This is a genomic window from Flavobacterium sp. DSP2-3-1, from assembly GCF_049896865.1.
Taxonomy (GTDB): domain Bacteria; phylum Bacteroidota; class Bacteroidia; order Flavobacteriales; family Flavobacteriaceae; genus Flavobacterium.
The window spans coordinates 1-24,527 of record NZ_JAFCVD010000014.1; the positions used below are offsets into that span (position 1 = coordinate 1).

Below are 24,527 nucleotides of genomic sequence, written 5' to 3' on the forward strand. Positions count from 1 at the left end.
AATCTATCAGTTTTGTTTTTATAATAGGCTTGTCTGCTTATCCCAAACAATAAACACATACCCTTTATGCCTAGGATCTTGGATTTTGTTTTTTTGATTGTTTGGGTAAATACTTTTTTCGGATATCTGTTTTCAATAACTCGTCGGCAATGTCTATAGCAACATTTAAGACATGTACTTTTTCTTTTTCCTTAGAAAGTAGTGATTCTAGCTCTTTTATTCGTTGTTCTGGAGTATTCTTTTGTGACATAGATGGTAATTCTTTCCAATCTAAGATACTATGTTTTCGCATCCAAACCAAAACAGTGCTTTTACCTTGAATTCCATACTTTTTTTGAGCTTGTTTATAGGTTAACTCGCCTTTTTCTACTGCGGCAACTACTTGTAATTTAAAAGCTAGGCTGTAATCTCGTTGACTACGTTTTTGTCTTTGCGGGGATTGTGATTCCATAAATTAAGTTGTTTGAGTGACAACTTATTTCAGGACGGGACAAATTAAACAAAAAAAAGCCACTAGAAATAGTGGCTTTTTTAATGTATTATATGGTAATACTAGAATTGATATCTTAGAGCTAAAGCTACATCAGAACCATAGTTATTTTTGTAGTATCCGCTTCCACCAAATTCAGGTCTGAAATCTAAAGACACTAACAAAGGAAAATCAAAGTTGTATTCAATACCGATATCTCCAGCAGCAAATGCAAAAGTATCATTGTATGAAGTATTGTTGTTATCATAGCTGTAGTTACCTACACCACCACCAATACCTGCGTACCAGTTGAAACCACCATCAATGTTCCATACCCATTGGTATAAACCTGTAAGTTTGATAGCACTGTCATCGTAGTTATTGTCGTTGAAGTTAGTTCTGTTTCTCCAACCTAAATCAAGTTCAAGTCTATTGTTGCTTCCTAATGCTCTTTGGTAAGAAAGTTCAGCACCAAAACCACCGCTATCTCCAAAACGAAGACCTAATGCGTTTTTTGAAATATCCTGAGCTTGTGCGGTAAATGCTAATCCAATTAACATGATTGCCGATAAAATAATTTTTTTCATAAGTAAGTTTTTTATTGCTACAAATGTATAATTTAGTTGGACATGATCTTTATAAAATTTCAATGAAAAGTTACATAATTTACTTATTTCGGAATTGCAAGGCTTAAAATAGAGAATTACATCAAAATGTTTTGTTTCGAAATTAGTACTGAAGCTAAGATTTGATTGCTCAAAATATCTTCCATTTCAAATAAATTGTCCTCTTCTTCGTAATTCATTTCGGAATAGTGAAATAGTTTCCAACGTTTTTTATTGTATTCCAATGCTGTTAGATTTTCTACCCAATCTCCAGAATTCAAATACAATGTGCTGCCATTTTTTGTTTCTTTTTGAATCATTTTAGGTTCGTGAATATGACCACAAATAACGTAATCATATTTGTTTTCGATAGCTAATTCAGTGGCTGTTTTTTCAAAATCAGAAATGTGTTTTACGGCTTTTTTGACGCTAGCCTTTATTCTTTTGGAAAAAGAGTAGGGTTCCTTTCCTATTTTTAACAAACACCAATTTACTAATCGGTTTAAAAGAATCAGATAATCATAACCTAAACCGCCCATTTTCGCAATCCATTTGGAATGTTGTACGGAAGCATCAAAAACATCGCCGTGAAAAATCCATGCTTTTTTATCATCTAAATGCAACACTAATTTATCCACCAATTCAAAATTACCCATGCGCATGTCGCTAAATTTTCGGAGCATTTCATCGTGATTTCCAGTTATATAATACACTTTTGTTCCCTTTGAAGCAAAACTGATGATTTTTTGGATGACTTTTAAATGCGTTTTTGGAAAATAGGATTTTCTAAATTGCCAGACATCAATAATATCCCCATTTAAAACTAAAATCTTGGGTTTTATGGCTGATAAATAATTGTAAAGTTCTTTGGCATGGCTGCCAAAAGTTCCAAGGTGCACATCTGAAATTACCACTAACTCGACTTTTCTTTTTTTCAAGGTGTTTAAATTTGAAGTTTACCAAAATAATCGAAATATTATTAAAGAAAATCGAATAGAAGGTTAAGAATTGTAACACAAGATTAATTTAATAACAATAAATGTGGAATGTTGGTTAAAACTTTAAAGGCTAAAATTTTGAACTTTAAACTAAAATGGTACTTTTGTTCAAAACTAATTATAATGGCAGGAAATAGCTACGGAACACTATTTAGGATAACAACTTTTGGAGAATCTCACGGAGACGCTTTAGGTGGAATAATAGACGGTTGTCCTCCTGGAATCACAATAGATTTCGACGCAATTCAATTCGAAATGTCACGCAGAAAGCCAGGTCAATCAGCCATAGTAACCCAACGTAAAGAACCGGACGCTGTTCAATTCCTTTCCGGGATTTTTGAAGGTAAAACCACAGGAACACCCATTGGTTTTATTATTCCCAATACGAATCAAAAATCGGACGATTACTCTCATATAAAAGATAATTACAGACCTAGTCATGCCGATTATGTGTATGAAAAAAAATATGGCGTCCGTGATTATCGCGGCGGCGGGCGCAGTTCAGCTCGTGAAACGGCCAGCAGAGTAGTGGCGGGAGCTGTTGCTAAGCAAATGTTGCCAGAAATAAAAATTAATGCTTACGTTTCTTCAGTTGGGCCAATTTTTTTAGAAAAACCATATCAAGATTTGGATTTTTCGAAAACAGAAAACAATCCGGTTCGTTGTCCTGATGAGGAGTCAGCTGTAATCATGGAAGAATATATAAGAAATATTCGCAAGCAAGGCGACACCGTAGGTGGAACAGTGACCTGCGTGATTCAAAATGTGCCTATAGGTTTAGGAGAACCTGTTTTTGATAAACTTCATGCTGAACTTGGAAAGGCAATGCTTTCGATAAACGCTGTAAAAGGTTTTGAATATGGGAGTGGTTTTTGTGGGGCAAAAATGAAAGGTAGCGAGCACAATGATTTATACAATCCTGATGGAACAACTAAAACCAATCTTTCAGGTGGAATACAAGGTGGCATCAGTAACGGAATGGACATTTATTTTCGCGTCGCTTTTAAACCGGTGGCTACCATTATGCAAAAACAAGAATCATTAGACAATGAAGGTAATATTACGGAAATGACCGGAAAGGGACGTCATGATCCTTGCGTTGTGCCGCGTGCTGTGCCTATCGTTGAAGCAATGGCAGCCATTGTTTTAGCTGATTTTTATTTAATAAACAAAATATATTAATACTAATTTTGGCACTTTTCGTTTTTTTTAACAAATGATTTTTACTTGGTTGTTATCAAATCAAATATATTGTTTTAATCTACGCGGGTACTAAACCTAATAACGATTTTTAATGAATACCAATACAACTAAAAAACCATCTTTTTTTTCAGGATTAACAGGACAAATATTAATAGCTATGGTTTTAGGTGCCGCTTTGGGCATCATCATACATAACTCAATTAGTCCGGAAGCGGCCCAAAATTTTAGTAATAAAATTAAAATTCTCGCGACAATTTTCATTCGACTGGTTCAAATGATTATTTCGCCATTAGTTTTTACAACATTAGTTGTTGGAATAGCAAAATTGGGAGATATCAAGGCTGTAGGACGAATAGGCGGGAAGGCGATGGGGTGGTTTTTTACGGCTTCATTTATCTCATTATTATTAGGAATGTTTTTTGTAAACATATTGGAACCTGGAGTTGGTCTTAATTTATCAAATGTTGATATGGGTTCAGTTTCGGAAGTTACTGCAAAAACACAAAACATATCATTTGAAAACTTTATCGAACATATTGTTCCAAAAAGTATTTTTGAGGCTATGGCAACCAATGAAATTTTACAAATTGTAATTTTTTCTATTTTCTTTGGATTGGCTGCTGCCGCTTTGGGAGATTATGTAAAGCCAGTTATAAATGCTTTAGATAAAACTTCTCACATTGTTCTTAAAATGGTAAACTATGTAATGAAGTTTGCACCAATAGGAGTTTTTGGGGCTATAGCGGGAGTATTTGCTGTTAGAGACTTTCAGGAATTAGCCATTACGTATTTTAAGTTTTTTGGTTCTTTCTTAATCGGAATTTCGTCACTTTGGGTGGTACTGATTGTTGTAGGGTATATTTTTCTAAAAAGTAGAATGACAGTTTTGCTTAAAAGAATTGTCAGTCCATTAATCATTGCTTTTGGAACAACCAGTAGTGAAGCTGTCTTTCCAAAATTAACAGAAGAATTAGAACGTTTTGGTGTAAAGGACAGAATTGTTTCTTTTATGTTACCGCTGGGGTATTCTTTCAATTTGGATGGAAGTATGATGTATATGACTTTTGCCAGTATTTTTATTGCACAAGCTTACGGTATTAATTTAGATTTAGGAACTCAAATGACCATGCTTTTGGTTTTAATGCTTACCAGTAAAGGTATAGCGGGTGTTCCCAGAGCGAGTTTAGTGGTTGTTGCTGCTACTTGTGGTATGTTTGATATTCCAATTGAAGGAATAGCATTAATATTACCTATTGATCATTTTTGTGATATGTTTCGTAGTGCAACAAATGTTTTAGGAAATGCTTTAGCTACTTCAGTAGTGGGACAATGGGAAGGTGAGGAAGAAACAGAAAATGTTGATATCGAATAATAAATGACTATTTGTTTTTAACATAAAAAAGTAGCCGTTTCAAAACAGAACTTGAGACGGCTTTTTTATGTAAATTATATAAAGTTTTTTCTGTTTTTAATTATTCTATATATTATCCTATTTTAATACAAAAATCGCTCTTTTTGTCATTTTTTTATTAATAAAATGTATATTTGATAAACTATAATTGATTATGTATCAGATACGTGTAATTTTTTGGTTATTGCTGACATTAAATTCGTTTAATGATTTATTTGCGCAGACAAAGATTTACACAAAAAAAGAACTCACCAAACTAACCGACCAGGCTTCTCAATATTTGAATGATGCCAATTTTGAAAAATCACTTAAAATTTCAAAAGCAGCTTTGCACAAAGCAATTGTAGCTAATGACAGTTCTTCAACAACAATTTCCTACATTACCATTGCTGCAAATTACGCGGAACTAGCTGAATTTGACAAAGCTATTTTTTTCTATAACAGAGGATTGCTCTACGCTAAAAAAACGCACAACGATACATTAAAGAATAGGATTTTCAACAATTTAGGAAATATTTATTGTTTTGAAAAAAAGCAATATATAAAAGGGATAAACTTTTATGAAAACGCTCTTAAATATAGTAGCAAAATTGCGGATACCAGTCAGATTTTCATGACCAAACTGAATATCGCCTGGGCGTATTTTGATGTTGGTCATTTTGAAAAAGGATATCCAAATCTGGAATTCATAAACAAAAATAATCTTAAGTATGGCGATAAATCAACTGCGGGTGCTGTTAACATGTTAAATGGAATGTATTATGCACACCTTGGTAATGATAAAAAAGCTACTGCTTATTTTTTAAATTCAATTAAGTCCGTAAATAAAATTAATGAAAAATCAGATTTATCATTTGCTCATTTGGAATATTCCAAATATTTAATCAGCAAAGGGGATTATAAAAAGGCGTATGAAAATCTTTCCAAATACAATGAAATTACAGAAGTGCTTTATAATAAGGACAAACTTAAAAAAGCAAATGTTGTTGGGATCAATGTAGAATTAGATGAGTACAAAAGGGAAATTGATAAATTTGAAAGCGAAAAAGATGCGCAGTTTCAAATAGTTCAGAAATCTAAAACGATTGTGTTTTTGTTTATGATAATATCGTTGGTAATGTTGCTTTTGCTATACACTTTATTCAAAAATAATAATTTTAGGAAAAAATTAAATGCAGAACTTTCCAAAACTAATAGACAGTTAACACTTGCAAAAGAAAAAGCTGAGGAAGCATCAATATTAAAATCTCAATTTGTCTCTACCATCAGCCATGAATTGCGAACTCCTTTATATGGTGTAGTAGGAATTACAAATATGTTGCTAGACGAGCATAAAGAATTAGCTAACAGTCCACATTTGAGCTCGCTTAAATTCTCAGCCAGGTATTTACTGTCGCTCGTAAATGATATTCTCCAAATCAACAAGATTGAAGATAATAGAATGATATTAGAGAATCTGACTTTTAATATTTCAGATGAAATTTACATGGTTAAAAATTCGCTGTCATTTTTGGCAAAAAATAATAATAATTTTATTGTAGTCAAAATTGACCCAAATATTCCAGAATATTTAATTGGTGACAAGTTAAGGCTTTCTCAAATCATTATGAATTTAGTAAGTAACGCATTGAAATTTACCACGAATGGAAAAGTAACAATAAGTTTACATTTAGAAAAAACAGTCGATAACTCTTATTTTATAGAGTTTAAAATTCAAGATAACGGAATTGGAATAGCATTGGATGATCAGGAAAAGATTTTCGATAAATTTGTGCAAATTGGCAGAAAAGAAACTGATTATCAGGGAACAGGTCTTGGACTTTGCATCGTGAAACAATTGTTGAAGTTATTTAACAGTAGTATTTTAATTCAAAGCGCGATTGGTGAAGGAACGACACTCAAATTTGTAATTGCATTCGAATATAATCCGAAGAAAACGATTGAAATTATTAATAATATTCAAGTCGATATTTCTTCGACTCAAACCATAAATGTTTTGGTAGTCGAGGACAATCATATTAATCAATTAGTTACTAAAAAAATAATAGAAAAAAATAACTACAAGTGCAGTGTAGTTGATAACGGATATGCAGCGCTGGAAATACTTGAAAAAGAATATTTTGATATCATACTAATGGATATTAATATGCCTTTGATAAATGGTTTTGAAACCACTAGAAAGATACGGTTAATGGGAATCAAAACGCCAATTGTCGCACTCACGGCGTTTGATAAAGCTGAAATTACTGAAGAGGCTCTCTCAGCCGGAATTAATGACATCATTATAAAACCTTTTGACTCGGTTAAATTGTTTAGTATCATTACAATTTTGATTTCTAAAAACTAAATTTCATTACAATTTCAGTATGGTAATTATGTTAAAACCTTATACTCTTTAGCCTCTAGCAAGCTTCAATTATATTACAATTTTAAGTTTTAATTAGACACTTCAATAAGATTTTTTTAATTTAATGGCAATTGATTTAAGTGCTTTTTTCTTGCCATTTTCTTTTTTAGCGATCACTACATGCAGAATTCCATCTTTATAACTAACTTCAACTTTGCTTTCATCTACATATTCGGGCAAATAGAAAGATCTGTAGAAAGATTGATAACGAAACTCTTTTCGAACGTAATTGTCTTTTTTTCTTGTTTTTCAGAAGAAATCATGATCATGTTGTTGTCAATTTCAACTTTAAAATCTTCTTTTTTCATACCAGTTGCAGCCAATTCGACTTCTAGCTTATTTTCGGTCTCTTTTAAGTTCACCGAAGGTAAATTAGTTTCAATGCCAGAAAAATTTTCATCATTCCAATCTAACGAATCTTTTGTAAAAAAATCATCAAAAACAGTATTTAATGATGGGGAAAAGCCGTTTTTTTAACTAAGGTTTTTATGATTTTTTGTTTAAAGCTGTTTATAATATCTTAAGTCAAATTTAATGATTTTATAAAACAGCTTTTAAAATTTAAAACGTTGAAAAACAATTTATTATCGCTTAATCACCTATTTTTGTTTTTGTTAAAAAGACAATTCTTACAGCTGATAGTTCACGTTAAAACAATTAGTACCAGCGTTTTTTATTTAGTTTTGATGCTTCTGATTTTCTTGATTTATGAGCACCACCACTTCTGTTAGAGTTCTTTTGCGCTGCAGATGCTGGAGCTGTTTCTGGACTGCCCGTGTGCCAATGGTAGGGGTGATCATTTACGGTTTTAACGTCAACTTTTATTAATTTTTGTATATCCTTCCAATATGCATGCTCGTCTTTACTGCAAAAAGAAATAGCAATTCCACCGTTTCCGGCACGACCGGTTCTGCCAATTCTGTGTACGTACGTTTCAGGAATATTGGGTAAATCAAAATTAATTACAAACGGTAATTGATCAATATCAATTCCTCTGGCCGCTATATCAGTTGCAACTAAAATGCCAATTTCTTTGTTTTTGAAAGCATCCAAAACACGTTGTCTTGCATTTTGTGATTTGTCACCGTGAATAGCTTCCGCGGCGATATTATTTTTTCGTAATGCCTTAACAACGTTGTCGGCACCGTGCTTTGTTCTGGAAAAAACCAATACATCAGTTAAATTTTCATTTTTAATCAAATGGTATAATAAGTTTCTTTTTTCGCCTTTTTCAACGAAATAAACGCGTTGTTCTACGTTTTCAGCAGTTGAAGAGACAGGCGAAACGGTCACTGTTGCAGGATCTGTCAGAAAAATTTCGGCTAATTCTCTGATCGCGATCGGCATTGTTGCGGAGAAAAATAATGTTTGTCGGTTTTTTGGCGTAAGCTTTACAATTTTTTTAACATCATTTACAAATCCCATGTCCAGCATTTGATCTGCTTCGTCAAGGACTAATGTATGCAGATGATCTAGATCGATAAAACCTTGTTTGTGTAAATCAAGAAGTCTTCCGGGAGTTGCGATCAATATATCGACACCATTTTTTAAGGTATCAACTTGTGGATTTTGTGAAACGCCACCAAAAATTGTAAGCTGTGTCAGATTCGTATATTTTGCGTATGTGTCAAAACTTTGGCCAATTTGAACGGCTAATTCTCGGGTTGGAGTCACGATTAAGGACCGAATTACTTTAGCTTTTTTGGATGAACCCACAATTCGGTGTAACTGATGTATAATTGGTATTGCAAATGCGCCTGTTTTTCCTGTCCCGGTTTGCGCACAACCTATTAGATCTCGTCCCGCTAGTACTAGTGGTATAGATTGTTCTTGAATAGGAGTTGGGTTAAGGTAGCCTTGTTCAAATACGGCTTTTTGTATACTTTTTGAAAGTGATAAATCTTCGAATAACATATTTTGGATATTAAATATCTTGTATTAAGTACAGAGATAGCATCCAAAGATAGTATTTATATTTTTGATGGTTCTTTTTATGTTATTTGGGAGCTGAATTTAGAAAGTTTTAAGAGATGGAATTATAGTTTGAACGGGCTGAGTAATGTTGGATTTAATAAAATCAGTTACCAGATAACCTATAAGTTTACCTATAAGATGATTGTTTTTTTCTTCTCCTAAATCCGGTGCGCCTTCACAAATATGTAAATAGGAAGCATTTTTATTTTTTCCAAAGAACGAAATAAACTGACGGAGTTGTTCAACGGAGAAACCACTCATTGTCATCGCACTGGAGGCAATGTTTGGAATGGCGTCTAAATCGATTTCAATTCCAAAGGAGTCATCATTTACAAATTCTAATGCTTGTGACATTTCCTTGTCAAAATCCTTTTCTCTGCGGATACTGATACTATCATAAGTGTTGTAACGGACTCGGTCTTCTATTTTTTTGATAATATCTAAAACACTTTTGGAAGTGTAATTTTCATGCAAGCCAAAAATGAAATATTTTTTCAAAAAACCTTCTTCGAAAGCATAGGAAAAACCATTGCCGCTGTGACGTCCTTCCAAAATTCTAAAATCAGAATGGGCATCAAAATTAATTGCATTTATAGGTTTGCCTTTTGCAAGAGCGGTTCCTTTTATGTTGCCGTAGGAGTTATTGTGTCCGCCACCAACAACAATTGGAATTTTGCCTAATTTTACGATGTTAAAAATAATATGGGAAACATCCTTGTCAATTTTGTCAACGAGCTGACTCAATTTTGAACGATCGTCAATGTCATTAAAGTCTAAAAGTTCTACATTTTTCATATGTTCAGTTACATCCAGTTGACCTAAAACAACAAGCTGATTGCCTTTACAAAAACGATTGTGTTGAATATTTGCAATACTTTTTATTGCACTATCCCAAGCTGATGCAGTTCCCGGTCTCCCGTAGTTGGCTCTTACGCCAATATCTTCCGGAATCCCAAACAATACATATTTAGCATCGCAGGTTTTTAAAAATTCAATAGAATCAGCATCTTTTGGAACAGTTATCATTTTTTCTCCAAATTTTATTTCGCCATTTCTGTGGTTGGTTATCTTTGAGAGATCTTTTATTGTGAACGGGATAATCTTTTCCATTAAAAAAATATTTTTTTCAAAAATAATATAATTGTATCAACTTACGTTAATAGATGGTTATATATTGTTAAATTTGTAAATAAATAAAAATTAAAACTAGATGGAAAATCAAAAAAGCAGTTCGAGTCTTAAAGCGGTAATAGCTGTATTGGCTATTTTATTAGTAGGTAGTTTGATATACATTTTTAAAATGACCTCCGATGCTGAAGTAGTAAAAACCGAATTAAAAAGTACTCTAACGGAGAAAGAATCGGTGATGAAAGATTTACAAGAATTAAAATCGACTTATGATGCTGCCATCGCAGAGAATACTTCCATGTCCGATGAGTTAATTCTGGAAAGAGATAAAGTAGTTAATTTAATGTCTGATTTAAGTAAATCCAAAGGAGATGTTAATTCTTTATCAAAATACAGAACACAATTCAACGCTTTACAGGGCAATATGAAAGTATTAATGGCTGAAAATGATGGGTTAAGAAAGCAAAATACAACCTTAACTACACAGCGTGACAGTACGGTGGTGGTATTAGGAGAGACTAAAAAGAATGTCGAAGCATTGACAGGTCAAAATGAAGAATTAACAAAAGCAGTCGAAATTGGTTCGAAATTAACTGTTTTAAATACAAGAGGATCGGCTTTCAGATTAAGAAGTTCAGGGAAACAAATTGAAACAGATAAAGCAAGCAGAGCGGATGTACTTAGAGTAAACTTTACAATTGCTGAGAATGCTATTGCTAAATCAGGTGATAAAACATATTACGTGCAAGTAATTGACAGTAAAAATAATGTTTTAGGAGATAAGAAATCAGAAAATTTTGGAGAAAATACGTTGACATATAGTTTTTTAACTAATGTAAAATATGAAAATAAAACAATCCAAGTATCTGAAGATTTAAGAGGAAAAGACTTTGCCAAAGGAACTTATTATATCAATATTTTTGATAGAGATATATTGGTTTCTAAAACAAGTTTTGTACTGAGATAAGACTTAGTATTATATGAAAAAGAGAAGCATTTGTTTACCATCTGCGAACAAATATTTTAATTATAGTTGAGAAAAAGTATAGCTAAGATATTTAGAAGATTAAATAACAAGCGATTGTTGAATAGATGTAATTCTATTTAACAATCGCTTGTTTGCTTTTAGTATTTATTATTAGGAAAGTTATAAGAGAATGAATCAAAACAAAAGCAACTTATCTCCTGTTTAACAAGTTTGCTATTCAATAAGATATATTATGAAATATGGCTCGTACTGAAGTAATATTATTGCATTTTTTCACGACTAAACAAATTATTTTGATTTAATAAGAATCGCTCATTTTCTTTTTTATGGCATCCAAACAAAGATTATTAATGCTTCCTTCGTGCGTATGTTTGGTTTCTTTTGGAGATTGAAATGTACCATTTTCCAGTTGCTCGGCAACGGCTTTATACGCATCTCTAAACGGTATTCCGGCAACCACCATTTCGTTTAAGGAATCAACCGTAAATAAATAATCGTATTTTTTATCGTCTAAAATGTGTTCTTTTACTGCAATGTCTTTGATAGCAAAAATAGCAATATCCAAACAGGCTTTCAGGTTTTGAATCGCTGGAAACAATCCTTCTTTCAACAATTGCACATCCCTATGATAACCACTAGGAAGGTTGTTGGTAATTAAAGTAATTTCATATGGAAGCGCTTGAATCTTGTTGCATTTTCCACGGATCAACTCAAAAACATCGGGGTTTTTCTTGTGGGGCATAATGCTCGAACCTGTTGTAAGATGCGAGGGCAAAGTGATGAAATCGAAATTCTGACTCATGTACAAACAAACATCCATCGAAAATTTTGATAGGGTTGCAGCCACGCTACTCATTGCGAAAGCCACTGTTTTTTCTGATTTTCCACGACTCATCTGTGCGGCAACCGAATTAAATTTTAAGGTTTCAAACCCTAATTCCTTTGTGGTGAATGTTCTGTTGATAGGGAAGGAACTTCCATAACCTGCAGCCGAACCTAATGGGTTTTGGTCTACTATTTTTAAAGCAGCATTTAGCATAGTTATGTCATCAATCAAAGTTTCGGCGTAAGCGGAAAACCACATTCCAAAAGAAGACGGCATCGCAATTTGAAGGTGAGTATATCCGGGCAATAAAACATTTTGATGTTTTTCAGCCAATTCCATTAGCAAATCAAAAAGACTTTTTACTTGTTCCTTTAGTTCTTTAACCACGTCTTTTAGATACAAATTAACATCTACTAAAACTTGGTCGTTACGAGAACGGGCCGTGTGAATTTTTTTTCCGGCGTCTCCCAATTTTACTGTCAGTAAATATTCGATTTTGGAATGTACGTCTTCAAAGCTGTCTTCGATTTCGAATTTTCCGTTTTCAACGGCTGCAATTATTTCTTCCAAAGCCAAAACCAAATCAACGGTTTCGGAATCTGTTAAAAGTCCTATTTGTCCCAGCATTTTTGCATGTGCTATAGAGCCTAAAGCATCGTATTTGGCAAGAACTAAATCCAGTTCTCTGTCGTTACCAACGGTGAAATGTTCGATTTGCTTATCGGTTGGTATTCCTTTTTCCCAAAGTTTCATATATGGATAATTAGATTTTTAGATTGTTAGATTTTAGCCCGGATAGTAGTGGAAATCCTTTTATTTTTTTTCTTTAAAAAAATAAAAGATTGCAACGAATAGCGGGATTAGCTCCTGAAAATAATCAGGATAAATCCAAATTATTTTATTGTTTGAAAAAATCAGTTAGTATTTTGATATACAATTGAATTCCTTCTTCTATTTCGTTTATAAATATAAATTCGTCCGCCGAGTGTGACCGCAGAGTTTCGCCAGGTCCTAATTTCAAGGATTGACAACTCAAAACCGATTGATCCGAGAGGGTAGGTGACCCGTAAGTGGTTCTTCCCAGTGCGATTCCGGCTTGTACTAATTCGTGTGCAACGGGAATTGATGATGCATTCAAATACATCGAACGCGGATTGACTTCGGCAGTCTGATGCTCTCTTACGGTATCTAAAATTTCGTGATTGTTATAGCAATCATTTACTCTGATATCGACAACCAAATGACATTCTGCGGGAACTACGTTGTGTTGTTTACCTGCAGTGACTTGTGTTACGGTCATTTTTACAGGACCTAAAACCTCCGATATTTTTTCGAATTGATAACTGTTAAACCATTCGATAACGGGTATCGCATTGTAAATAGGATTGTCAGGATTGTTGTGTGCTGCATGACTAGCGGTACCTTTTACGATAACATCTAGTACCAATAATCCTTTTTCGGCTACAGCCAATTGCATCAAAGTTGGTTCTCCCACAATGGCACATTCCAGTTCCGGTAAATGTTTCAATACGCTGTTTAATCCATTTTTCCCACTGCTTTCTTCTTCGGCTGAAGCGACCATAACAATATTGTAAGGCAGATTTTCATTCGAATAAAAATGAACGAAGGTGGCTAAAAGTGAAACCAGACAACCTCCCGCATCATTGCTACCTAATCCAAATAATTTTCCATCTTTTACGATAGCTTCAAATGGATCATTAGTATAACCTTGGTTTGGTTTTACAGTATCGTGATGTGAATTGAGTAAAAGTGTTGGCTTGGACCTCTCAAAATGTTTATTGAAAGCCCAAACATTATTGTTCTCTCTATTGAAAGGGATATTATTTTGTCTAAACCAATTTTCGATTAAAAGTGCCGTTTGGTCTTCTTCACTTGAAAATGAAGGCGTTTCAATCAGTGCTTTTAATAACGTATTGGCTTCTTGTGTAAGGATTTCTATGTTTTTCATACTTATTATAGCCACGGATTCACAGATTTTTTTTGAATTGAAATAAAAAATTTTGTGCAAATCTGTGAAATTTGTGTTCAACTTTTTTTATAATTTGATGCGTGTACAAATTGCCTTTGAATCTTTCAACATTCGATAATGACCAATTTTTATTTTTTGAACTCCTTTAGATAAACTATTGAAACAGTTGTCTAACTTAGGAATCATACCGGAATGTATGGCTTTTTCGATTTTTAATTTGGAATATAATTCTTGATTTATGTTCTCAATTACGGAAGAATCATCTTCGGCATCATGTAAAACGCCGGGTTTTTCGAAGCAATAATTCAAAGTTACATCAAAAACTTCTGATAAAGCAATCGCTAATTCGCTGGCAATAGTATCCGCATTCGTGTTTAATAATTGTCCTTTTCCATTGTGTGTTATCGCGCAAAATACAGGAACTATTCCAGTAGATAGCAATGTTTCCAACAATTCAGTATTCACTTTTTTTACATCGCCTACAAAACCATAATTGATTGTTGGATGTTTTCTTTTATCCGATTGAATTAAATTCCCATCAGCACCAGAAAACCCCATCGCATTAGTCGAATTTGCTTGTAATTGAGCAATGATATTTTTGTTGATTTGACCTGCATAAATCATCACAACTACATCAAGCATAGCGGCATCGGTGATGCGTCTTCCATCAATCATTTGAGGAATTAAACCAATACTTTCCGCCATTTTGGTAGCTGATTTTCCACCGCCATGAACGAGTACTTTATAGCCTTCAATCTGAGAAAAATCAATTAAAAACTGTGATAATTCCGTTGGGTTGTCAATAATGTTTCCTCCAATTTTTATTAGCGTTACCGGTTTTTTATTTTCCATTTTCCAATATTTTTTGCAACACTAATTGTGCGGCATACGTTCTATTGTTGGCTTGTTCGATAACAATTGAATTTTCACTGTCAATTACTTCATCCGTTACAATTACGTTACGTCTTACTGGCAAACAGTGCATGAATTTAGCATTATTAGTCAGTTTCATTTTGTCGGCAGTTACAGTCCAATTTGGGTCGGAATTTGTAATCTGACCATACTCATTATAATTGCTCCAGTTTTTGGCATAAATAAAATCGGCGTTTTCGAAAGCTTTGTCTTGGTCGTATTCAATCTTGGAATCTTTCGTGATTTCAGGATTCAATTCGTACCCTTCAGGATGCGTAATGACAAAGTCTGCATCTTGTAACTGCATCATTTGCACAAAGGAATTGGGTACCGCTTGAGGTAAAGCTTTAGGATGTGGAGCCCAAGTCAAAACTACTTTTGGACGGTGTTTCGTTTTGTGTTCGGCCATCGTTATCGCATCGGCTAGCGATTGTAATGGATGTCCTGTCGCACTTTCCATATTAACAATTGGAACAGTTGCGTGTTTCAAGAAACCCATTAGAACAGTTTCGGCATTGTCTTTTTCTTTGTCTACCAATCCCGCAAAAGCCCTGATGGCAATAATATCGCAATATTGAGAAACAACTGCTGCAGCTTCTTTAATATGTTCCGAAGCACCGGAGTTCATGATGGCTCCATCTTCAAATTCCAATGTCCAACCTTCACTGGTAAAATTCATTACCATTACGTTCATACCCAAATTCAAAGCTGCTTTTTGGGTGCTCAAACGCGTTCTCAAACTGGAATTAAAAAACAACATTCCTAAGGTTTTGTTCTTACCCAGTTTTTTGTTTTTAAGGGGTTTTTTCTTGATTTTTAATGCTTGTTTCACCCATTTGTCGAGTGAATCTATGTTTTGTATAGAGATATAGTTCATTGTTTTTGTATTTTAGGTTTTTTGGACACGGATTAAACGGATTCGCTGCGGCGAAAACACTGATAAAAACGGATTTTTATTCTTTCTTTATTTTCTATTATTTTCAAAAATTTTTCTTCTAAATTCAGGTTTTTTTCCAAAGTTTAAAAGCAGACCTACTTCACAATCGGTGCTTCTTAAATAATTTAAAATTTGGTTTTCAAAATCTTTTACAATATAATCTACTGCTTTTAGTTCCAATATTATTAAATTCTCTACTATTAAATCCGCAGAAAATTCGCCAACTTCAGTTCCTTTATAGTAAACTTTAATTTTATTCTGAGCCTCAACTTGGTATCCTTTATTTTTCAATTCTATATACATTGAATTTTGATATACTTTTTCTAAAAAGCCATAAACCAATTCATTATACACTTCGTAAAAAGTTTTTAAAATTCCATCCGTTAATTCTTTATGTTTTAAATCCATTTTAAAAATCTGTTTTTATCAGCGTCTTCGCAACGCGAATCCGTTTTGTCTGTGTCCCTTCTTTATAGAATTTTAGTGAAAGGTATTTCGTTTTTTAAAGCTTTTAAAATAAAATTATCGTCCAAACCATTAACAATCCAGGTTTCTATATTGGCGGCTTTGGCAATTGCCGATGCTTCTATTTTAGATTGCATTCCGCCGGTTCCATGCGAGGATTTTGAATTGCCAATCTCTTTTTCCAATACTTTTAAATCGGTTACCAAAGAAATAGTTTCAGGAACGGCATCATGGATGGATGCTTTGGTGTAAATCCCGTTCGTATTGGTAGCGATAATCAGAATGTCAACATTTAATAAAACAGCTGTTAAAGCGGCTAATTTATCGTTATCACCAAACTGGATCTCATCCGTTGCCACGGTATCATTTTCATTGATAATTGGAATATAACTGTTTTTGACCAACACATTGATTGTGTTTACAATATTTACTTTGGCTTGTTCTTTTTCGAAATCAGAATACGAAAGCAAACACTGCGAAATCAGTAATCCTAAATCGCTGAAATTTTCATGATAAATCCGCATCAAATGGGGCTGACCAATAGACGCCAACGCTTGTTTTACAAAAACATCTTTGTCTTGATTTTCCAATTTTACAAATTGTTTGGCCGCAGCAATCGCACCGGAACTCACAATGATAAACTCGTAATCGTCTTGTAAAGCGGCTATTTGCATCCCAATATCTTCAATCTTTCCTCTCGAAATGTGATTGGTTTCTTTGGTTAGCGTATTGCTCCCTAACTTTAATAAAATTCTTTTTTTAGCCATTTTTATTCTTTATTCTGAATCCTTCTTTTTTTCAATCTTTCGACTTTATGACTTTGGAATTTACGACTATTATCTCGTTTGTCCATTTCCGTAAATATACCATTTATTAGTAACTAGATGTTGCAAGCCGATTGGCCCACGTTGGTGTAATTTGTCCGTGCTTATCGCCAATTCTCCTCCTAAACCAAATTGTCCGCCATCCGTGAATCGGGTAGAGGCGTTTTGATATACGGCTGCCGTATCTACATTTTCCATGAATTCCTGAGCAATTGCATCATTTTTTGTAATTATCGATGCAGAATGTCCACCACAATATTTATTTATTTTGTCAATCGCTTCTTGATCCGAATTGGTTGTTCCAATAACAATTTTGTAATCCAAAAACTCTTCGTGCCAAATTAAATCCGATTCAATCTGAGGAACGTTTGTTGTTCTGGAAATACTTTCATCTCCCAAAACGGTTACGTGTTTTTGTTGTAATTCCTGAACTATATTGGTAGCAAAAGCTTCCCAATTCTCAATATTTGTATCAATTAAAACTTTATCTAAAGCATTGCAAACTGATATATTTGAGGTCTTTCCATTAATAATAATGTCAAGTGCTTTTTTTAAATCGGCTTCCTTATTTACATATACAAAATTATTTCCTCGGCCACTTATAATCACTGGGCAAGTGGCATGTTTTTTTACAAAAGCGATTAATTTCTCCCCACCACGAGGAACGATTAAATCCACTTTTTGTGTTGGGTTCTCCAAAAATGCCTGTGTTTCTTCCCGATTGTAATTCACGTATTCCACCCATTCTCTAGCCACATTGTCTGCTGTTAAAGCTTGATGCCACAATTCCACAATTTTCAAGTTGGATAATAGGGATTCTTTTCCGCCTTTTAGTAGAATTTTATTTCCGGATTTAAAAGCGATTCCACCAGCTTCAACATTAACATCAGGTCTAGATTCATAAATAATCATTATGGTTCCAAAAGCCGCTGTTTTATTGATGATTTTCATTCCGTTATCATGGTCGAAATTAAAACGCTCCACACCAATAGGATCTTCTTGACTCGCTAATTGCTCCAGAGATAGAATCATACCGTCAATTTTGGCATCATCAACCAGTAAACGTTTTTCCATCGCTAAATCATCCCCCGAATAATTGCTTAAATCCTGTTGATTTATAGTCTTAAGATTGGCTCTTTCTTGTTCAAGAAGTTCGGCCATACTACTTAAAACTGCATTTCGTTTTTCTATTGGTAATACGTGGTTCATTAGTTTTTGGTTTTGCTATTTTAGAAAAAAATCCAAGCATATAAGTCACATAAGTTTAAGAGCTTAGATGACTTATATGTTTAAAAAATCATTTCAATTCTGCCAATGTTTCTTTTAAAGCTATAATAAAGGTATCGATTGCTGCTATATTGATTGTCAATGGAGGAAGAATTCTTAATAAGTTTTTATTGTTCGCGTTTCCTGTAAAAATATGTTTGTCGATAATCATTTTTTTACGAAGATCACTTACGTCAAAATCAAATTCTACTCCTAACATTAATCCTCTTCCTTTTACTTTAATTACTTCAGGAACTTGTTTGATTGCTTCTAAGAAATAGGCGTAAACATCATTTACGTTATCCATTAATTTTTGGCTTTTAATCACATCTAAAACTGCTATTCCAGCGGCACAAGCCAAATGGTTTCCGCCGAAAGTAGTTCCTAATAATCCATAACTCGCTGTAAATTTTGGAGAAATCATGATGCCTCCAATAGGAAATCCGTTGCCCATTCCTTTCGCCAGACAAATAATATCTGCTTTGATGTAATGATGTTGGTGTGCAAAAAACTTTCCGCTTCTTCCATATCCTGATTGCACTTCATCCAAAATCAAAATGACATCGTAAGCCTCGCATATTTTTTCTAATGCCTGAAAAAATTCAGTAGTTCCCTGGTCTAAACCGCCAACGCCTTGAATTCCTTCAATAATTACAGAAGAAACATCTCCTTTTTTCAATTCATTTTCTACCAACTCGATGTTATTCAAGGGCAAAAAAGTAACAATTTGTTGTGCATTGATTGGCGCAACAATTTTTTTGTTATCTGTAACCGCAACTGCCGCCGAAGTTCTTCCGTGAAAGGAATTATTAAAAGCAATTACACGAGATTTATTGTTGTGAAAAGAGGCCAGTTTCAAGGCGTTTTCATTGGCTTCAGCTCCAGAAGTGCACAAGAATAAAGTGTAGTCTTCCAATCCGGAGAGTTTCCCTAATTTCTCTGCTAATTCTACTTGCAATGGATTCTGAATCGCATTGGAATAAAAACCAATATTATCCAATTGATTTTTTAATTTGGCAACATAATCCGGTTGTGTGTGTCCAATGGAAATTACTCCATGACCACCATATAAATCTAAATATTCCACTCCTTTTTCATCTGTAATGGTGCAATCGAGGGCTTTTACAGGAGTGATGTTGTATAATGGGTAAACGTCAAATAAGTTCATATTTTAATTATTTAAAGATTTAAAAATTGAAAGATTTAAGCCTTTTTTAAATCGTTGTCTTTAGAATCTTAATAATTTTTCAATCATAAAATCCTTCAATCTTTTTATTATTTTTAAAATCCGCTTGGTTTCAAATGCAATCCGGTGGTTTCATCCAATCCAAATAGTAGATTCATATTTTGAATGGCTTGTCCTGATGCCCCTTTTGTTAAATTATCAATTACGGAAGTAATCAATAACCGGTTTCCTTTTTTCATTAAACTAATAATGCATTTATTCGTTTGAACCACTTGTTTCATGTTAATTTCAGTGGTGGTAATAGTTACGAAAGGTTGATCTTTATAAAAAGCCTCATATTTTGCCACTACATCTTCCAATTTTTCTTCGATTGTTGTGTATAGTGTTGCAAAAATCCCTCTGGCAAAATCCCCTCTGTTGGGTACAAAAATCAATTCGTTTGTATAATCCGCTTGCAATTGGTTAACACTTTGGTTTATTTCGCCCAAATGTTGGTGTTCAAAAGCTTTATAATGTGACATATTGTTCGATCTCCAACTAAAATGCGTCGTTTCCGAAGGTGAAACTCCAGCTCCTGTACTTCCGGTTGTGGCATTGATATGAACATCAGTTGTAAGCATTTCGTTTTTAGCCAAAGGCAATAACGCTAATTGAATTGCTGTTGCAAAACAACCTGGATTAGCGATAAATTGGGCGTTTTTTATATTCGCTTTGTTTAATTCAGGCAAACCGTAAACGAAAGTTTTTCCGTTGAAATCTTTGTCTTTTGTTAATCTGAAATCGTTTCCTAAATCGATGATTTTGGTATGACTCGCAAATTGATTGTTGTCTAAAAACGATTTTGATTTACCATGACCTAAACACAAAAAAACTACATTCACATTTGGATTTACAGTATCGGTAAAATTCATTTCGATATCGCCCATCAAATCGTGATGCGCGACATGAAGTGGTTTTCCGGCGTTTGTCGTGCTGTACACAAAATCAAGTGTAGCATTGGGATGAAACATCAATATTCTAATGAGTTCGCCCGCAGTGTAACCTGAACCGCCAATTATTCCAATATTAATCATGATTTTAGTTTTTTGCGAAAAAGTTATTGTCTAGTTTTTTGCGTGAGGGATAGAAGCGGCATCTCCCGATTTAGAAAAACAAGGCTTTTTTTGCCGTAGTTTTTGTTAATCGGGAATACAGCGTATAGCCCGACCCGTAGTTTTTACGAAGGGTCACGCCCATATTATTATATTAATCGTGTGTCAGTTTATTTACAGATGAAAATATGTTTTGGGCATTCCCCAGAATTTTGATAAATCCTTTGGCGTCGTCAGATGTCCAGGCGTTGTTCATTTCTCCGTATTGACCAAACGTGGTATTCATTAAATCATTTTCAGATTCAATTCCGTCCAATGTAAAGTGATATGGTTTTAGCGAAACGATAACGGTACCGTTTACAGTGGTTTGGGTATCTTCCAGAAAAGCCTCGATGTTTCTCATTACAGGATCCAAGAATTGTCCTTCATGAAACAACATTCCGTACCAGTTTCCTAATTGTTCTTTCCAGTATTGTTGCCATTTACCCAGCGTATGTTTCTCTAATAAATGGTGTGCTTTGATGATGATTAAAGGCGCAGCGGCTTCAAAACCAACTCTTCCTTTTATTCCGATTATCGTATCACCAACATGAATATCTCTACCAATTGCATATGCGCTGGCTAATTTTTCTAATGCAACGATATTTTTTGTTGGGGTATCCAAGTTCCCGTTGATGCCTACTAATTGCCCTTTTTCAAATTGTAGGGTCACTTTCTCTTCACCCGTTTTTTGCAATTGCGAAGGATACGCTTCACTTGGTAAAGTTTGATTTGACGTCAATGTTTCTTTACCGCCTACGCTTGTTCCCCACAATCCTTTATTGATGGAATATTGTGCTTTTTCCCAAGAATAATGAACTCCATTTTTAGATAAATAATCCACTTCTTCCTGTCTTGATAATTTTAAATCACGAATAGGAGTGATTATTTCAATTTCGGGAGCGATGGTTTGGAAAATTAAATCAAAACGAATTTGGTCATTTCCTGCGCCAGTACTTCCGTGTGCGATTGCTTCGGCACCAACTGATTTTGCATATTTAATCGCTTCGATAGCTTGAAAAACACGTTCGGCACTTACTGATAATGGATAGGTATTATTTTTTAATACATTTCCATAAATTAAATATTTTATGGCTTTGTCATAATATTTATCGACGATGGTAAGATTTGTATGTTGAGCACTTCCTAATTCGTAAGCTCTTGTTTCAATATCGGCTAACTCCGTTTCATCAAATCCGCCAGTATTTATAAGAACGGTATGAACTTCATATCCTTTTTCGTTTTTTAAATATTTTAGGCAATAGGAGGTGTCTAATCCTCCGCTGTAAGCTAGTATTACTTTTTTCATGATATTATTTTTTTTCCTCGCCCCATCCCCAGTCGAAGGAAGGGGAGCCGAAACCGGCATATGGGAATTTATATTTATGTTTTTTTTTTTACACCTTGGCTCCCTCCGCTTTGGGGAGGGCTGGGGATGGGATTTATTTTTTTAAGAACAAGGCTTGCTTTATTGATTTTAATCGGTTTAAAATTTTGACATTAAATGGATGTTCAGGCGGGTCTTTAGGCTTTTCTTTTGGATCATAAAGCATTCCGGTACACAAACACATTTTGTTGTCTTTACTTTTTAGGATTTCAAAATTAGTACAAGTTTTACAACCGGCCCAAAAAGTTGGATCTGTCGTCAATTCTGAAAACGGAACCGGTTTGTATCCCAAATCAGAATTGATTTTCATTACTGCTAATCCAGTTGTAATTCCGAATATTTTAGCATCTGGGTATTTCTCCAAAGAATAGTCAAATACTTTCGATTTGATTTGTTTTGCCAATCCTAAATTTCTGTAATCAGGGTGAACTATCAATCCTGAATGCGCTACATATTTACCGTGCTGCCAACTTTCGATATAGCAAAAACCGGCAAATTTCCCGTTGTCTAATGCAATTATGGCATCCTTACTTTCCATTTTTTTCTGGATGTATTCAGGAGTTCTTTTAGCAATTCCCGTACCTCTCAATAAGGCGGATAATTCTATGGTATCGCATATTTCTTGCGAATATTTATAATGTTCTTCCTGAGTTATAATGATAGAAATATTCATTTCAAAAGCTGAATTTTTAGTTATAAAATGATTTTAATATTTGTTTTTGAAATGCATTTTTACCAAATTCAAATACAACAATAAAACTGTTGATTGTTGTGCAATAAATTGAACTACAATGCGATAGAATTAAATAAGTATTAGTTTTTGGATAAATTATTCCAAAGGAAAATAGCGGTGATTTCAAAATGAAAAGAATGAAAAATGAATAAAAATACAAAACAGCTTTTGGGTACTATAATTATAGCATCCGTACTTCGGGAGAAGTTGTAAGTCTGTTTGTCCGTGACAAAGAAGTTATATGTAAACTTGATTTATTCATTGGTTCAAAAGTACACATATTTTTATAACGCAACACTACTTTTCTGTTTTCTAACAAAATTTTAATGTATTGTTGATTTATTTAAATTAAAAAAACTCCTTATTAAAATTGATTATCAAGAAGTTTTATAAAGTTGTAAAGTCTTAAAAATATTAGTTTCTTAGGCTTTTTCGAGTGATAATATCTTTAATTTTAGCTTTTAAGTCAATTCCAGTGTCATAAACCATTTGTTCACTGCTAGGGAAAGGAATTGGATTTCTATCAAAATAAGAATAATAATTATCTTCAGCAGCGAGTCGATCTCCTTTGAAAGTGGCATAAATATTTTCGAAAATAAATTCACTGGTTAAAGGAAAAGATTGTAAAAGTTGATTGTTTCTGAAATTTATATAATCCACTTTAGCCGTAATTTGGCAGGATTTAAATTGTCGGAATTCATAAATTCGTGCTGTTACAGTTTTGAGATTATCTACCATAACTACTTTACCTTTTTCGTCCAGCACTTCTTTTCCGTTGGCATCAATCAGTTTTTTGAAACCGTCTTTGATAATTCGTTCTTTTACAAATTCTCTTTCTTTGATTTGCTCTGGCGAAATGTAAATTTCTCTAAAATTTATCATCAGTCCGTAATCATAATTGAATCCTTTTTGTTTGTTACTGTGGTAAACAGTCCATTTATCGTTTAATCCTAATGTACTGAAATCCAATAAATCATTTTGAAGATGGACCGGAATGATCATGTTGGTTTCGTTTTTAGTGTAAACTGAAACATAATCAGAACCTTTGTATTTTGCATCGTCCATCAATCGCAAAACATCTTTGTAATTTGGATTTATTTGATTTAAATAAACCATGTCATCATACGCTTTTCGATAATTCATCTTGTCTGATGTTGCCATTAATTTTTTGGCATTAGCATATAAATAAGTGGACAAAGCATTTTTGCTGTCAATGATTTGATCGTTATAATTATCAAATGGGAAAATAGCATTTCGTCCTTCTTTGATTAACCTCAAAGGAAGTAAAGGTTTGATTTTTTCCTGACGCGAATTCAATTGTAAATACGTATTATATAATTTTTCCAATTGAGCCGGATTAGCATCTTTAGCCATTAAATTAATGGCATTCAAATCCCGATCTTTTGCTTTGGCGAAAGCCTCCTCGAGTAGGTAAATATAGTCTTGTTTGCCTTTTTTATCTTTATTTGTTCGCAGATTGGATGCGGCGTTATCAATTGCCTGATCGTAATTTCCGGAGCCTACTAAATTTTGGGTTTGCTTTACGCCGCAGGAGGAAATAATGAGAAACAGGAATAATGAAAGAGTAATTTTTTTCATAAGCGATAGGATTAATGAAGTCATTTTTGATGGAAATGCTACTTTTTTTAAACAGAGTAAGTATTCTAATTTCCAAAATTCAAAAATAA

At 33.7% G+C, this 24,527-nt stretch carries 20 protein-coding genes and 2 pseudogenes; 4 read left to right on the forward strand and 18 right to left on the reverse strand.

Features of this window, described 5'->3' with window-relative positions; genetic code table 11:
* Positions 1-279 precede the first annotated feature (279 nt).
* From ACP7AT_RS14555 to ACP7AT_RS14565, 3 genes and pseudogenes are all read right to left on the reverse strand, one after another.
* Positions 280-451: pseudogene (locus ACP7AT_RS14555) on the reverse strand (IS3 family transposase); the annotation flags it as partial.
* A 101-nt stretch (positions 452-552) separates the two neighbouring features.
* A complete protein-coding gene (locus ACP7AT_RS14560; RefSeq protein ID WP_091206105.1) occupies positions 553-1,056 on the reverse strand; it encodes a hypothetical protein in 504 nt (167 codons plus the stop codon).
* Positions 1,057-1,172: 116 nt separating this feature from the next.
* A complete protein-coding gene (locus ACP7AT_RS14565) occupies positions 1,173-2,012 on the reverse strand; it encodes a UDP-2,3-diacylglucosamine diphosphatase (protein WP_426065128.1) in 840 nt (279 codons plus the stop codon).
* Positions 2,013-2,195: 183 nt separating this feature from the next.
* On the opposite strand from ACP7AT_RS14565, the gene aroC reads away from it, so the two are divergent.
* From aroC to ACP7AT_RS14580, 3 genes are all read left to right on the forward strand, one after another.
* Positions 2,196-3,254, forward strand: a complete 1,059-nt coding sequence (gene aroC, locus ACP7AT_RS14570) for a chorismate synthase (protein ID WP_426065129.1) — start codon at positions 2,196-2,198, stop codon at positions 3,252-3,254.
* Between the two features lie 112 nt (positions 3,255-3,366).
* Entirely contained in the window at positions 3,367-4,647 is a 1,281-nt protein-coding gene (locus tag ACP7AT_RS14575; RefSeq protein ID WP_426065130.1) for a dicarboxylate/amino acid:cation symporter, read from the forward strand.
* Positions 4,648-4,840: 193 nt separating this feature from the next.
* Positions 4,841-7,033, forward strand: a complete 2,193-nt coding sequence (locus ACP7AT_RS14580; RefSeq protein ID WP_426065131.1) for a response regulator — start codon at positions 4,841-4,843, stop codon at positions 7,031-7,033.
* Between the two features lie 102 nt (positions 7,034-7,135).
* Here the strand turns inward: ACP7AT_RS14580 and ACP7AT_RS14585 are convergent.
* The 3 genes and pseudogenes from ACP7AT_RS14585 to ACP7AT_RS14595 form a co-directional block, all read right to left on the reverse strand.
* A pseudogene (locus ACP7AT_RS14585) lies at positions 7,136-7,401 on the reverse strand (Hsp20/alpha crystallin family protein).
* Positions 7,402-7,750: 349 nt separating this feature from the next.
* Positions 7,751-9,007 (reverse strand): DEAD/DEAH box helicase, encoded by a 1,257-nt coding sequence (locus ACP7AT_RS14590; protein ID WP_426065132.1) that lies wholly within the window; start codon positions 9,005-9,007, stop codon positions 7,751-7,753.
* A 99-nt stretch (positions 9,008-9,106) separates the two neighbouring features.
* A complete protein-coding gene (locus ACP7AT_RS14595) occupies positions 9,107-10,177 on the reverse strand; it encodes a formimidoylglutamase (RefSeq protein WP_426065134.1) in 1,071 nt (356 codons plus the stop codon).
* Between the two features lie 100 nt (positions 10,178-10,277).
* Between ACP7AT_RS14595 and ACP7AT_RS14600 the strand changes: the two genes are divergently transcribed.
* Positions 10,278-11,162: a hypothetical protein gene (locus ACP7AT_RS14600; RefSeq protein ID WP_426065135.1), complete on the forward strand. Its 885-nt coding sequence runs from the start codon at positions 10,278-10,280 to the stop codon at positions 11,160-11,162.
* Between the two features lie 319 nt (positions 11,163-11,481).
* Here ACP7AT_RS14600 and argH read toward each other — a convergent pair whose 3' ends face one another.
* From argH to ACP7AT_RS14660, 12 genes are all read right to left on the reverse strand, one after another.
* The gene (argH, locus tag ACP7AT_RS14605) at positions 11,482-12,762 is read right to left on the reverse strand and encodes an argininosuccinate lyase (protein WP_426065136.1); all 1,281 of its coding nucleotides are present in this window, start codon (positions 12,760-12,762) and stop codon (positions 11,482-11,484) included.
* A 145-nt stretch (positions 12,763-12,907) separates the two neighbouring features.
* Positions 12,908-13,978 carry a M20 family metallo-hydrolase gene (locus ACP7AT_RS14610; RefSeq protein ID WP_426065137.1) on the reverse strand — a complete coding sequence of 357 codons (1,071 nt, stop codon included), beginning with the start codon at positions 13,976-13,978 and terminating at the stop codon, positions 12,908-12,910.
* An 87-nt stretch (positions 13,979-14,065) separates the two neighbouring features.
* Positions 14,066-14,851, reverse strand: a complete 786-nt coding sequence (gene argB / locus ACP7AT_RS14615; RefSeq protein ID WP_426065139.1) for an acetylglutamate kinase — start codon at positions 14,849-14,851, stop codon at positions 14,066-14,068.
* Positions 14,841-15,788, reverse strand: a complete 948-nt coding sequence (locus ACP7AT_RS14620) for an N-acetylornithine carbamoyltransferase (RefSeq protein ID WP_426065140.1) — start codon at positions 15,786-15,788, stop codon at positions 14,841-14,843. The genes argB and ACP7AT_RS14620 overlap by 11 nt, the downstream gene beginning before the upstream one ends.
* An 87-nt stretch (positions 15,789-15,875) precedes the next feature.
* Positions 15,876-16,256: a GxxExxY protein gene (locus tag ACP7AT_RS14625; protein ID WP_426065141.1), complete on the reverse strand. Its 381-nt coding sequence runs from the start codon at positions 16,254-16,256 to the stop codon at positions 15,876-15,878.
* 62 nt (positions 16,257-16,318) lie between these two features.
* A complete protein-coding gene (proB, locus tag ACP7AT_RS14630; RefSeq protein WP_426065142.1) occupies positions 16,319-17,080 on the reverse strand; it encodes a glutamate 5-kinase in 762 nt (253 codons plus the stop codon).
* 69 nt (positions 17,081-17,149) lie between these two features.
* Positions 17,150-18,346 (reverse strand): glutamate-5-semialdehyde dehydrogenase, encoded by a 1,197-nt coding sequence (locus ACP7AT_RS14635; RefSeq protein WP_426065143.1) that lies wholly within the window; start codon positions 18,344-18,346, stop codon positions 17,150-17,152.
* Between the two features lie 88 nt (positions 18,347-18,434).
* On the reverse strand, positions 18,435-19,571 hold the full coding sequence (locus tag ACP7AT_RS14640) for an aspartate aminotransferase family protein (protein ID WP_426065144.1): 1,137 nt from the start codon (positions 19,569-19,571) through the stop codon (positions 18,435-18,437).
* A gap of 113 nt (positions 19,572-19,684) precedes the next feature.
* Positions 19,685-20,662 (reverse strand): N-acetyl-gamma-glutamyl-phosphate reductase, encoded by a 978-nt coding sequence (gene argC / locus ACP7AT_RS14645; RefSeq protein ID WP_426065146.1) that lies wholly within the window; start codon positions 20,660-20,662, stop codon positions 19,685-19,687.
* A gap of 172 nt (positions 20,663-20,834) precedes the next feature.
* Positions 20,835-22,028, reverse strand: coding sequence for an argininosuccinate synthase (locus ACP7AT_RS14650; RefSeq protein ID WP_426065148.1), 1,194 nt, complete (start codon positions 22,026-22,028; stop codon positions 20,835-20,837).
* A gap of 133 nt (positions 22,029-22,161) precedes the next feature.
* A complete protein-coding gene (locus tag ACP7AT_RS14655) occupies positions 22,162-22,779 on the reverse strand; it encodes a GNAT family N-acetyltransferase (RefSeq protein ID WP_426065149.1) in 618 nt (205 codons plus the stop codon).
* A gap of 474 nt (positions 22,780-23,253) precedes the next feature.
* On the reverse strand, positions 23,254-24,438 hold the full coding sequence (locus ACP7AT_RS14660; protein ID WP_426065151.1) for a hypothetical protein: 1,185 nt from the start codon (positions 24,436-24,438) through the stop codon (positions 23,254-23,256).
* Positions 24,439-24,527: the final 89 nt, after the last annotated feature.